The organism is Nostoc sp. (genome assembly GCF_036917675.1).
Taxonomy (GTDB): domain Bacteria; phylum Cyanobacteriota; class Cyanobacteriia; order Cyanobacteriales; family Nostocaceae; genus Nostoc.
Genome location: NZ_JBALCT010000048.1, coordinates 18,429 through 31,376 on the forward strand (window position 1 = coordinate 18,429; position 12,948 = coordinate 31,376).

Genomic DNA, 12,948 nt, shown 5'->3' on the forward strand with positions numbered 1-12,948 from the left:
AGCCTTGATTGTTACCCATAGCAAAATAATCAATATATTTATCCCACATTTCGTACTTCGTTTTGTAATATACCGATAGTACAAATTTTGGGCTAACGACAAAACTAAAGTTATGGACAGCCGACGGACGTTTAAGTAAGTCGGCGAGAAAAATTCAATGTATATGAAGAAATATAAATTCTTAGTAGGGGAGCCATTGTCTCGTTCCCAGTCGGAGACTGGGAATGCCGTTCTAGAGGCTCCGCCTCCCTTGCTGGTGGCAGAGCCGCCAGGAGGTGCATTTCCAGCCAGAGGCTGGAAACGAGGTTTTAAATGTATATGAAGAAATATAAATTCTTAGTAGGGGAGTAAGATTCAAAGCCTCTCTCCTTTAATGGAAGTGAGGTCAAAGTGTATCGCTACATATCAGTTTGGTTTAATCAAATCAACGATCGCCTTTACCAATACATCTGGATCTACTGGTTTGGAAATATGCATTTGAAATCCTGCTGCTAATGCTTGCTGCTGATTCATTTCCCCTGCATAAGCCGTCAGAGCGATCGCAGGTATCAATCCTCCTTGTTGAGGCGATCGCGATCGGACTTCACGCATCAGCATATAACCGTCTGTCTTTGGCATTCCAATATCGCTAATTAAAACATCTGGTATCGACTCAGACAGCGCTTGTAATGCTTCCTGTGCTGATGCTACGGCGGTTACTTTTACACCGTAGTCTTGCAAAATAAAGGTAATTAAGTCGCGGATATCGGGTTCATCATCCACCACCAAAACTTGAGTGTCTGAAAAGAGCGAGGATTCAGGCTCAGAAGGTGAAGACTCATTCTCTTCACGCTGAACCTGTTCACTTTTGGCCAAAAGCGGTAGCTCAATAGTGAAGGTTGCACCCAATTCTTCTCCAGGACTTTCGGCTTGAACATTTCCCCCATGCATATCTACAACCTTACGCACGATCGCTAATCCTAAACCTAATCCACCAAATGTCCGCGTAGTTGTACCATCAGCTTGCCGAAAGTAATCGAACACATAAGGCAAAAAGTCTGACGGAATTCCCTTACCTGTATCGCTAACCTGAATTTGAGCCTGTTTACCAGCTTCCATGAGTCGAATTTCTACCCGTCCTCCTGTTGGTGTAAATTTTACTGCATTGGCAAGTAGATTCCACACAACTTGTTGAAGCCGACTTGGATCGCCCATCACTTGTCCCAAAGTGGGATCAAATATGGTCTGAATTTGAATTGACTTGGCTTGTGCTGCTAGTTTTACTGTCTCTAGTGCTGCTTCAACTACCATTACCAAGTTCACTGGACAGATATTCAAGTTTAATTTTCCTTGGAGAATGCGAGACACATCCAACAAATCTTCAATTAGCTGGGTTTGTAACTTGGCGTTGCGTTCAATGGTTTCCAAAGCGTGGTTAGTAGTTTTTTCATCAAACTTGCGAGTCCGCAGCATTTTCGACCATCCCAGAATGGGGTTGAGTGGGGTTCGCAGTTCATGGGAGAGAACCGCCAGAAATTCATCTTTGATTTTATTGGCGATTTCTGCTTGTTGGCGTGCTGTCCTTTCGCATTGGAGGAGGCGATTGCATTCTTTTTCAGCCAATTTGCGATCGGTAATATCTAGTACAAAAGCAACACCATTATCCTGGGAGTCATTCAGCAAGGCCATCCCCAAAACAATTGGTACTCGCTTGCCGTTCCGGTGGATGTACTCTTTCTCATAAATTCTAGAAACTCCAGTGGTTTGCACCTCCAAAATGGCGCGATCGTCTAAATGCTTATATTGGACAGGAGTAAGCTCTCGCCAATTAAATCTATCTAAAAGCGCAAATTCATCACGACTGTAGCCAGCTAGTTGAAGAAAGGCATCATTGGCATCAATAATAAAGCCATCCACATTCCAAAAAGCCACCCCGATTAGGTTAGATTCAAACAAACGCCGAAATCGCGCTTCACTTGCACGTAATATCTTTTCTGCCCGTTTGTGTTCGGTAATATCACGAGAAACAGTAATTACGCCTTCAATAGTTTGGTTAGAATTCCGTAATGGTGTGAGGATGTATTCATAATAATGCAACCCATCGGCGGTAATATATTTACACTCATCCTTGATTGGCTGCCCAGTTTTCATCACAGCTTGTCGTTGATTATCTAACTGTTCTACAAGGTCTGCGGGTAAATCCACTTCTTGCAAAGTCTTGCCGACAAGATCCTGGGGCTTTAAGCCTAGTAAAGTAGCTCCATCACGACTAACATACTGATAGCAACCTGTGCGATTAAAGATATAAATGTGATCAACTGATGCAGTGAGGATAGCATTTAAAACATTTGCCTGTTCTTGGACTTGGGTCGTTAGTTCGCGAGTACTTTCTACTGCCTGCTTGCACACAGTAGTTTCCATACAAACGCCAATCATTCGCACCGCTTGTCCTTGGTCGTCATAGATAAATTTTCCCTTAGCAGAAATCCAATGTACACTTTGGTCTGCTCGAACTATCCGAAATTCATCATTGTAGTCAGTTTTTTGTGCTAAAGCCTGAGCGATCGCTTGCATTACAGATTGCTTGTCTTGAGGATAAACGCACTTCTGAAATGTCTCATAAGGGCTATCAAAACTACCTGGAAGCACACCAAAAAGGACTTGATGATTTTCAGACCAGATGACTTGATTGGTAATAATATTCCAATCCCACAAGCCCATCTGGGAAACCTCTAGAGCTAGCCTCAGCCTTTCTTCATTCTCCCTCAGAGAGACTTCTACCTGCTGTCGCCGTGCAATTTCTTGTTGGAGTTGCTCTAAAGTCACTGCCGCATCTCTTGGCAGATTTAAAGCTGTGGATCTCCCGTGTTCGTGATGAAATTCAATATCATACTCGACAACTTGAGTATGAGTATTTTCTCCTTCTACTAGCAGCTTTTGTTTGAGTTCTGTTAATTGCTCCTCAAGGGCTGCTTGCCTTTGTTGATAAGATATCTCTGATTGCTCTAACTCAGCTACACGCTGCCGCATAACTGCTAACTCATCAGTGATTTTATAGTTAATTCTATCAACATTTGGCATCTTGTACACCGGTTACAACTCAATAATACCGATTTGAAGAGTAGGTATTCCCTATTCTTAGAAGTATGGTTTTTTTAGCTAACAAATGCAATCCATCAAAAGGTACATAAACAATTCAAAATTCAAAGCTGATTATATTCTGACTCTTGAATTTTACTTTATCTCTTAAATCGCATGAAAGCTGCACCAATAAATAATCCTACAACCTGCCCCCAAAAGACAACACCCGATTGATTTACGCCAACGGGGGGAATATTTAAACTACCAATACCATAAAATAACTGTTGTACAAACCACCAAAATATATAGAAAAAAGCTGGAATTTCGATAGGAATATACACAATGACTAGTGGCAAGATAGTGTCAATTTTAGCTTTAGGAAACTTCATAACGTATGCTCCTAAAATAGCTGCGATCGCGCCATTGCCCCCAATCAATGGGACTGTCAAACTCGGCTCAACCAGAATTTGGACTAAAGAAGCGATCGCGCCAGCAGCCAGATAAAATCTGAGATAGCGTCTATGTCCGAGAATATTTTCTACAGTCTTCCCAAAAACCCACAAAAATAGTATATTTCCTAATATTTGACTAAAACTCCCGTGTATAAATATCGCAAAAACTAGTGAAAATGTTCGCCAAATTACAATTATCCAAGCCGCAGAGTTGTTGAAGAAGAGAGCATTTGTAATTGCCCCACTAATCTGGGCTGGAATCACACCCCAACTATTGACAAAATAGCCCAATTCATCACTAAATTCTAGTTTAAGTTCCCATAAAAATACAGCAACATTAATGCCAATCAGCCAGTAATTAATAATTGGCTTATTCCGACAACGAATATTATCACTAATAGGAATCATATAAATTGGTCATTAGTCATTGGTCATTGGTCATTAGTTATTAGTTATTCTCCTCCCACTCCCCACTCCCTACTCCCCACTCCCCACTCCCTCATTTCTCATTAATGTGTGGCAAGATTGAAATCAGATCGCATCGCACTTAACTAGGCAAACAAGATGCTAGGAAACACACTTGTAGGAAGATACCAAATTATTAGTAACTTGGGAGGTGGGGGTTTTGGTGAAACTTTTGTGGCAAGTGATACTCAATTACCCGGTTCACCTCCATGTGTCGTTAAGAAACTCAAACCCCAGGCAAGTGATCCTGTAACTTTGGAGACAGCTAGGCGTTTATTTGATACAGAAGCACAAGTTCTATATAAATTAGGAACTCACGATCGCATTCCCCAACTTTTAGCTTATTTTGAGGAGAATGCCGAATTTTATCTCGTACAGGAATTGATTGAAGGTCACGACCTGAGTCAAGAATTAACACCAGGTAAAACCCTAAGTCAAGACCAAGTAATTTCACTTTTACAAGAACTTTTGACAATCTTAGAATTTGTCCATCAACAGAATGTAATTCACCGTGATGTCAATCCCCGAAATATCCTCAGACGTCAACCAGATGGCAAATTAATCTTAATTGATTTTGGTGCAGTTAAACAAATTACTACTCAAGTGATTACTCCCCAAGGTCAAACTATAGCAACAGTAGCTATAGGTACGCCTGGATATATTCCTGGAGAACAAGCTCATGGTACGCCAAAATTAAGTAGTGATATCTATGCTGTGGGAATAATTGCTATTCAAGCTCTGACTGGATTATCACCAGAGGAAATAGTAAAAGATGCCGATACTAATGAAATTATCTGGCACAATCAAGCTACGGTAACGCCAGAATTCGCTCAATTCTTAGATAAAATGGTGTGCTACGACTTTCGACAACGCTATCCTTCGGCAACGGTGGCATTACAAGCGCTGAAAGAGTTAACACTACCACCTGTTGCAACAATAGCGTTAACTCCAATTTCTCTACCAAAGAATATCAACAAACCTCAACCTAAAAAAGGTATTTTGGGTAAAATTTTATTAGCAATATTTTTAATTGGGGTCAGTGGAGTAGCATCACTATTTATTTTGAATCACATTAATTCCAATAATGCCATAGAATTATCTAAACAAGGAAATACGCTTTTTGATTTACAACGCTATCAAGATGCGCTAGCAGTATATGAAGAAGCAGTTAATATTAGACCAGATTATTCTCAAGGATGGAATGGTCAAGGCAAAACGCTGGATAAATTAAAAAAATATAAAGATGCACTAGCAGCATATGATAGAGCAATTCAAATTCAGCCAGATTATTTAGAAGCTTGGATTGGACGAGGCTTTGTATTAGGAAATTTACAGCGATATCAAGAAGCGATCGCCTCTTTTGACAAAGCCTTACAATTAAATAATGACAACTCAGAAGTCTGGAACGCTAAAGGTGAAGCTTTCAGTAATTTAAATCAATATGACCAAGCAATTAAATCTTATGAAAAAGCGATTGAACTCAAACCAGATAATTACGAAGCTTGGTACAAAAAAGGATTAGCTTTGCAGAATTCTAAGCGATATGAAGAAGCGATCGCAGCCTACCAAAAAGTTGTTGATTTAAAACCAGACTACGAGCAAGCTTGGTATAATTTTGGTAATACTTTAGTGAATTTGCAACGCTACAAAGATGCGTTTACGGCTTATGATAAAGCAGTGGAATACCAGCCAAATTATTATCAAGCTTGGTTGTCGAGAGGTAATGTACTGCTAAATTTACAACGTTATCCCGAAGCAATTGAATCTTTTAATCAAGTAATTAAATACAATCCTGGCAACTATCAAGCATGGTATAATTTGGGCTGGTCGTTGCATCAAACCAAACGCTATGAAGAAGCAATAAAATCTTATAATAAAGCCGCAAGAATTAAGCCAAATGACTATCAAGTATGGTATAATATGGGGAATTCAGAATATATATTGCAGAAATACGAAGATGCGATCGCTTATTATAATAAGGCAGTTCGTTATAAACCAGACCATTCCGAAAGCTGGTATAGCAGAGGTAATGCGCTATTAAATTTGAAACGCTATCAAGATGCGATCGCTTCTTACGATCAAGCAATAAAATACAAGCCTAATTACCAACAAGCAATTGACGGCCGCAATCAAGCTCAAATTCAACTGCAAGGTGAAAAATCAAAGCCTGTAATCATCGTGCCAATCATCCGAGTCCCTAATCCTACTAATCCACCGCAGACGACACCCTAGAACATCGATTCAGTAATCAAAAACCTAACTTTCTACTAGAGAAGCTACGGTGTACACACAAGTCTTTGGTGACGTAATTTACGGTTAAGTCTCATAGCCCCTGAGATACCTCACCCTGGTTTTACTACGTAAAATCTGTCCCTCTCCTTAGTAAGGAGAGGGAGTTGTCTGTACACCGTAGTACTAGGGAAGGGGGAGAATTTAAAGCTTCTCTGCTGTAAGGAGAGCGGTTTTCTAGATCCCGTGAAAAGTCATAGCTTTAACAAGGGGCTTAATCCCCTTGTCTAGTTAATTGAGAACACGCGTCGGGGCACAATATATTGTGCCCCGACAATGACTGTATTCTACGCATTTAAAAATTGCTGTAACTAGCGAATATTAACTTCTTGCAGGTAATTTGCTGCCTGAAGATATTCAACCCTAGTAACTGAGTTTTTAGGGACGAATGAATTTGTTCTTTTTGCAGAAGCTACCTTTTGATTGTCAGTCCGCACGCGTTGTTTTTGAGTATACTCATTCAATTTGACTTGAGCTTGAGCATAAACTAAAGTATCGTTGGGAATATTTCGGAGAAATTTGACAGCCCGATCATAATCACCAATAGATGCTTGTTTATAGGCTTTTTGTAAAAAGTAGGCTGCTCTGATCTGCCGCTTTCGACTGTACTCAGCCAACTTTTCTTGAACTAAAGTACCTGCATGACTTTCTTGAGGAATTAGACGCAGATATTGTAATGCAGTAGAAAAATCTTTTTCCCTGGCTTTTTCGTAAGCTTTTGCTAATAAATCTTGCGTCTGTTCTTCAATCTTGACCGATGCTTGCTGAACTAGTTTACGTGTTTTAGATTGCCAATATAAAATATTTGGAACTTTAGAAGCAGCATGAACAACATCTGACCATCTGCTCTCATGAAAAGCTGTTTCAGCTATTTGATATTGCTGTGCAGCTACTTGCCATTGCTGTTGCCATTCTTCGATTGTAGCTTGCGCTTCTGGATAAACATTGCTGTGGGAGGGAATTGATTTAGCGAGTGCGATCGCCTCTTGCAAATCTCCTGATTGATATTCTTGTGTTGCTTTATATAAAGTATCTGTTTCTGAGTATGCAGGTGAACTATTAACTAAAGAATATACACCAAATCCCATCAACAAAGAATTAGCCGCCAGTCCTACTTTCATTCCTGTTAATAATGGCGATAATTTCCCAGATGTATGATTCTGAGAATTGTCATTTTCAATCGCCGCCTCTAGGGAAAATTGAGAATCTGCTTCTAATATTTGTGGTGGCTGAGTTTCCCATATTATTTGTTTGAGTACCCGCAGTACTTCACCCGCAGACTGAAAGCGGTTTTGGTAATCGTAGCGGATCATTTGGCTGAGAACAGCAGCGAGATAATCGTTAACTGGCGTGTTTTGAGAACGCCAAAAAATTTCATTATCATTAGCATAAGGATCAGCTTTTAATTGTAATGGTTCTAACCCTGTTAAAGCCTGAATGGCAATCATACCCAAAGCATAAATATCACTGTTGGGCTGTGTTTGTCCAATAAATTGCTCTGGCGGTATATATCCCAATGAAGTGACGGGAATTCTATAAATGGGCAATTCTGCACCTATGCCAAAATTGATAGACTGGATTGAACCAAAGTCAATCAAAACTAACTTGTGTAGGGCTTTGCCCTTGCCGGAGGCATCGCTATTACGTCTAATCAAGTTTTCCGGTTTGATATCGCAATGGATAACGCCTTGAGAGTGAAGAAATTCTAGAATACCTAAGACATCGATCAGGAATTCTACAACTTCGCTTTCAGTCCACAGACACCCCCACTGTTGATTGATTGGCAATTCCGCAGTCAGCGCATGTCCTTCAATACACTCTTGCACTAAATAAAATTGCTCGTTTTCTTCAAAGCAGGCGATGAATTCAGGAATTTGCTGATGGCTTCCCAGAAGCTTGAGGGTTTCGGTTTCAGTTTGAAACAATAACCTCAGCATCTCCAAGTAGCCCGGTTCGGAACTACTAACTTTAATCTGCTTAACAACGCATTGCGGATTCTGTGGATAATCTAAGTCCACGGCAATGTATGTTTGTCCAAACACCCCTGCACTAAGGGTTTGGACAATTTGGTAACGCCCTTGTAGTAATTTACCGATTATGTGGTAGGTCATGAGCTGGTTACTCAGTAAGTCTTTTATCTAGATTTACTGGCATTTCCTCCAGTTTCCGGAAAGATTTAAAAATAATTGAAGAAGAATTTTGATACCTTGAATGCAAGTTTAATTTTTTAAGTATTTTTGCGTAAAAAAATATAATTTTTTATTAAAGACTTCTTGCATAAATCAACAATTAAGAACCCCACCCCGCATTTGAGTAAAGCAAACGCTCCCCTCCCCGCTTGCGGTGAGGGGGTGGAGTGTTAGAGACTTTTGCAAGAGGTTTTGTATCAACGAGCTTCCGTATCTTCCTCAACCACTTCAGATTTATCTGTCAACGGCTTTACTACCCGCGCGATCGCTTCTTGAATAAAAGCCTTGTCAAATGCTTTCTTGGCAAGTATGCCAGCTTTTTGATTACAAAGCAGCTTGAAAAACCTCCTCAGCAGTCAAATTCAAATCAGGAAATGTTGGTGATATAATGCGGTCATTCCCCCTAAATTGAGTGAGCTGATATTCTCCTTCAATTAGTTGATAAACTGAAATAGTTGGTAGTTTGGGATTGCCAAGAAGTTTTTTACTTGCTCGTGCCATATGATCAACAATCCAATATTCGGCTATGCCCATTTCCTCATAGTCACTGTATTTTTTGTAGTAGTCATCCCGCCAATTCTGACTGGCAACTTCAACAATTAATTTAACAGTGCTACTGTATTCTATGACTGACTCAGTTTTCCAGCGAGTTTCTTGAACAAGATTTTCACGATTTAAAACAATGATGTCTGGTTCATAGCCAGATTTATCACTATTAGGTTTCACAACACATTCTTTAGGGATGTTCCAAAAGCCACGTTTACCTAACTGTTTAATAGCTGCATTCAATTCATCTATGAGGAAACCAGCTATATCAGAATGTTCACCTGTAGGTTTTGGCATTTCAACAATTATCCCATCATGTAGTTCGTAACGTACCTCAGAATTCTCTGGATACCATTCGATAAATTCATCAAAATTTACTAGTTTTGGTAGGGCTTGAGCCATATAAAAACTCTGAATTGTTAGTTATCTTATTTTAAACTTATTACCTCTTCATAAACATCTTAACTATTGACTTCTTCATCGTGTTCAACCACCTAAGATTTATCTGTCAACGGCTTCACTACCCGCGCGATCGCTTCTTGAATAAAAGCCTTGATAAATTCATCTCTGCGATTAATTTGAAACTGTCGCTGCACAACTTCCGTCATCCCACCATCACCCCAATCTTGGTCATGACGAAAATATTCAATAAAACTTTTACCAGCAATTCGTGTTAAATAAGCTGCCGTTACGCCTTGAATTGCTCTACCAATAATAAAGGTGGCAACATTGAGTTGCAAAGCTGTAGATAATAATTCAATTGCTCCCTTAACAATGCCCAAACTAGCGATGGTTTTCGCTAAAGAAAGGGCTAATTCTCGTCCCCGTTCCATATTCAATTCACAGCCGTACACTCTACCAATTTCCACAACCATTTGAGCATTAACAGCAGCTGTCGCCAATAAATCTACAACTGGTATAGGTGTGACTGATACTACACCAGCACCAATCCACTGAAACCGTTCTACGATTTTGTCAGCTTGACGGCGACGCTGGCCATCGATGAGTTTTCGCGCCTCGTCTCCCAATCGCAGAGATTGCAAAAGAATGTTATCCGCCACCAAATCTTCGCCCTCAGCCCGTAAAACAGTAGCGGTGCGCCGCAGCAAAGGGATAATATCCGGTTCCGGCTGGAAAGTTTCGCCAGTTTCGAGTTGTGCAGATTGGGGATTAGCAGCGATCGCCACCACATCATTAGTAGCAATAAATCCCCGTACCCGTTGACGCAATCTAGCGAGGATGGCTTCTTTATCTTCATCTGTATATAAATCAGTTTTGTTAAGCACCAAAAGCGATCGCTTACCAATTTCTGCTAACCCCCGCAGTGGCTCATATTCTGAGCGTCGTAAGTCATTATCCACCACAAACAACAGTAAATCTGCTTCTGTTGCCAGTTCTCGCGCCATTTGTTCCCGTTCCGTTCCCGCCACCCCTGCTTCTAAAATCCCTGGCGTATCTGTAATTAAAATCTTGCGTTCTAATCCCTTCAATCGCAGACAATAAGTTTCTCCTACTTGGGTTGTACCCATCGGTGCATCCACTTGACCAACCATGCGTCCCATAATCGCATTAACTAGGGAAGTTTTGCCAGCACTCCCGGTACCAAATACCACTACTTGAATCTCACGCCGCGCTAGGTTCGCTTCAATCTCCCGCGATTTACTTAATAAAGCCTGACGTGCTACTTCATCTTGAATTTGCCCTACCTGTTGGCGCACAGCCAACAGAGTTGTAGAAGCAGCGTCAGATTTAGCAGCAGGAATTTGTGCCGCAGTGACTCGCTTCGGATTGCGGCGCGCTCGCTTTTCCCCAGATTGAATCACCAATACATAATAAACGAAAGCGGCAACCAACGCTCCGATGAGGACAATCAGCAGCAACAGCAGCAAATTGCCTAGCAACGGCGAATAGGACAATTGCCAATAGAGGCGCGATAGGGAATCAATTAACCATAGGGCTAGCCCCAAAATGACGATCAGACCAACAATCAGCGTTACTATGCGTGACAGAGGCATGGTTGGGAAAGATTAGTGGGTATTCAGTAGGTAGATGCTTCTAATCTTAATAGTTTCAGTATTTTTTACCAGAGTGCTAGGAAGGAGCTTTTGAACTTCTGAGGTTGAAACTTAAGCCTTTGAGTCCATCATAATTATAAAACTGAGTTGGAGCGATCGCCTTTTAGATAAAAATCAAGTAAGTGAATCAGATAGATTATTGTTGCGATCGCTGAGAGTGAGTAATGAATTGGTAATTTTTGATCACCACTAATAAACCATCAGAAAATATGGGTATCTAATAGTAGTTTCATTTACCCTCAAAACTATTCAAAATCTCTTCAGGTAAGGGACTATCAAAATTATCTGGAACAATGAACTCCCCAGCACATAAGCCATAAGGTCTGATTTGTTGAGAAGTGGGTGAAACTGGTTTAATTTCTGCAATAGGTTTACCTGCTTGCATGATAATAATACTTTCTCCTGCTGCTACTTGGTGAAGATAGCTAGTTAGCTTTTGCTGGATTTCATCAATTGTTACGGTTAACATCACATTTGTATGTATAAATATTTCTAGTAGATCAAGTTAAGATTTATCAACAATAAATAATAAGCTATACTAAAAATTAAGTAATTCTTTCAAAAATTATGACTAACCAAACAAATGCTCCTCCTGCTGTTGATTATGCACCCCTGGAATTACAAGGAGAGTTAATCGCTATGCAAAAATTAACTATTGAGGATTTATTAACTATTGGTCAAAGTCAAGTTCCAGAAAATCAACAAGAACTACATTTAGAACTTTTAGAAAAAAATCAAAATCATCAATTAAGTGAATCAGATAGATTATTGTTGCGATCGCTCCGAGTGAGTGCTGACTATTTAATGTTGAAAAAAGCCTATGCTTATGCACTTTTACAGTGGAAAGGCTATTCCTTCCAGATTTTGAGCAATTAGTAAAGTAATAGTAGTGTCATCTATCCCTAAATCTATTCGTCAACAAGTCATTAATGAAGCTGGATATAGATGTGAATATTGCTGCACATCTAGCCGTTTAATAGGTATGCCATTAGTAATAGATCACATTTTGCCCACTTCATTAGGGGGAAGTGATGAACGAGAGAATTTATGTGCTTCTTGTTATCGCTGTAATGAATTTAAAGGAGCAAAAATAACTGCTAATGATCCTGTAACTAATGAGTCTGTATTTTTGTATAATCCTCGTCAACGAAGATGGTTAGATCATTTTCAGTGGGCAAATGGTGGTACTCATATTATTGGGATAACTGCTAGTGGAAGGGCAACGGTTTTAGCTTTAAGATTAAATAATGAAGATATTGTACAAGCTAGAGCAATTTGGATTAGTTTAAATTGGCATCCTCCTAATGATTAATGATGAGGATTTTTTTGGTTTTTGGAAAGTCCTGGCGATGAAAAATCGCGGCTATACAAACGAAGTCAACTTGCGTGGACTAAAAACAAGATTTTTGAACCCGTGCACCATCCAACTTTTGTCTGTGTAGACGCGAATTGTATTCCCTGAGTGTTAGTATCAGTATTGATTTTTGATAAATTCAGCGAACACTTGAAGAAGCTATTTTATACAGCATGATGTTATCTTATCCATTCACTAGGTGTTAAAGCTAGAATTCGACCATTAATTTCTGGTAAAAAATGCTGGGTTATATCTAACTCACCACTTTTATAAAGGTTGATATAGAGAATCCCCCACGGAATGTTGCTTTCACGCATATAGTGTTCTAGTTGTAAAAGACCACTACGATATCCTTGTTTGCTTCCTTTTAACTCAATGATTACTTGCTCTTTTTTGTTGGATACAATTAAATCTACTATTAAAGATTTTTGTGAATTTCTTTTCTTCCTTCTCTTCGAGACGCTGCGCGAATGCGCTCTTCGCGCCTTCGTGGTTCGTTAAATAAATCCATAACACAA

The 12,948-nt window shown here is 39.8% G+C and carries 10 protein-coding genes and 1 pseudogene; 4 read left to right on the forward strand and 7 right to left on the reverse strand.

Features of this window, described 5'->3' with window-relative positions:
• Nucleotides 1-157 precede the first annotated feature (157 nt).
• Nucleotides 158-322: a hypothetical protein gene (locus V7K31_RS16770; protein WP_335095478.1), complete on the forward strand. Its 165-nt coding sequence runs from the start codon at nucleotides 158-160 to the stop codon at nucleotides 320-322.
• Nucleotides 323-405: 83 nt separating this feature from the next.
• On the opposite strand, the gene V7K31_RS16775 is transcribed toward V7K31_RS16770, so the two are convergent.
• Together V7K31_RS16775 and V7K31_RS16780 are read right to left on the reverse strand one after the other, a co-directional pair.
• On the reverse strand, nucleotides 406-3,060 hold the full coding sequence (locus V7K31_RS16775; RefSeq protein ID WP_335095479.1) for a hybrid sensor histidine kinase/response regulator: 2,655 nt from the start codon (nucleotides 3,058-3,060) through the stop codon (nucleotides 406-408).
• 158 nt (nucleotides 3,061-3,218) lie between these two features.
• Nucleotides 3,219-3,920: a rhomboid family intramembrane serine protease gene (locus tag V7K31_RS16780; RefSeq protein WP_335095481.1), complete on the reverse strand. Its 702-nt coding sequence runs from the start codon at nucleotides 3,918-3,920 to the stop codon at nucleotides 3,219-3,221.
• 156 nt (nucleotides 3,921-4,076) lie between these two features.
• Here V7K31_RS16780 and V7K31_RS16785 point away from each other — a divergent pair, with 156 nt between their 5' ends.
• On the forward strand, nucleotides 4,077-6,209 hold the full coding sequence (locus V7K31_RS16785) for a tetratricopeptide repeat protein (RefSeq protein WP_335095482.1): 2,133 nt from the start codon (nucleotides 4,077-4,079) through the stop codon (nucleotides 6,207-6,209).
• Between the two features lie 368 nt (nucleotides 6,210-6,577).
• Here V7K31_RS16785 and V7K31_RS16790 read toward each other — a convergent pair whose 3' ends face one another.
• From V7K31_RS16790 to V7K31_RS16805, 4 genes are all read right to left on the reverse strand, one after another.
• Nucleotides 6,578-8,377, reverse strand: coding sequence for a serine/threonine-protein kinase (locus V7K31_RS16790; protein ID WP_335095484.1), 1,800 nt, complete (start codon nucleotides 8,375-8,377; stop codon nucleotides 6,578-6,580).
• A gap of 402 nt (nucleotides 8,378-8,779) precedes the next feature.
• The gene (locus tag V7K31_RS16795) at nucleotides 8,780-9,403 is read right to left on the reverse strand and encodes a Uma2 family endonuclease (protein ID WP_335095486.1); all 624 of its coding nucleotides are present in this window, start codon (nucleotides 9,401-9,403) and stop codon (nucleotides 8,780-8,782) included.
• A 92-nt stretch (nucleotides 9,404-9,495) separates the two neighbouring features.
• Nucleotides 9,496-11,016 carry a YcjF family protein gene (locus tag V7K31_RS16800; protein WP_335095488.1) on the reverse strand — a complete coding sequence of 507 codons (1,521 nt, stop codon included), beginning with the start codon at nucleotides 11,014-11,016 and terminating at the stop codon, nucleotides 9,496-9,498.
• Between the two features lie 289 nt (nucleotides 11,017-11,305).
• A complete protein-coding gene (locus tag V7K31_RS16805) occupies nucleotides 11,306-11,545 on the reverse strand; it encodes a type II toxin-antitoxin system Phd/YefM family antitoxin (RefSeq protein ID WP_335095490.1) in 240 nt (79 codons plus the stop codon).
• 98 nt (nucleotides 11,546-11,643) lie between these two features.
• Here V7K31_RS16805 and V7K31_RS16810 point away from each other — a divergent pair, with 98 nt between their 5' ends.
• Together V7K31_RS16810 and V7K31_RS16815 are read left to right on the forward strand one after the other, a co-directional pair.
• The gene (locus tag V7K31_RS16810) at nucleotides 11,644-11,952 is read left to right on the forward strand and encodes a hypothetical protein (RefSeq protein ID WP_335095491.1); all 309 of its coding nucleotides are present in this window, start codon (nucleotides 11,644-11,646) and stop codon (nucleotides 11,950-11,952) included.
• Between the two features lie 13 nt (nucleotides 11,953-11,965).
• On the forward strand, nucleotides 11,966-12,388 hold the full coding sequence (locus tag V7K31_RS16815) for an HNH endonuclease (protein WP_335095492.1): 423 nt from the start codon (nucleotides 11,966-11,968) through the stop codon (nucleotides 12,386-12,388).
• Between the two features lie 221 nt (nucleotides 12,389-12,609).
• On the opposite strand, the pseudogene V7K31_RS16820 reads toward V7K31_RS16815, so the two are convergent.
• Nucleotides 12,610-12,864 (reverse strand): annotated as a pseudogene (locus V7K31_RS16820) (GxxExxY protein); the annotation flags it as partial.
• Nucleotides 12,865-12,948: the final 84 nt, after the last annotated feature.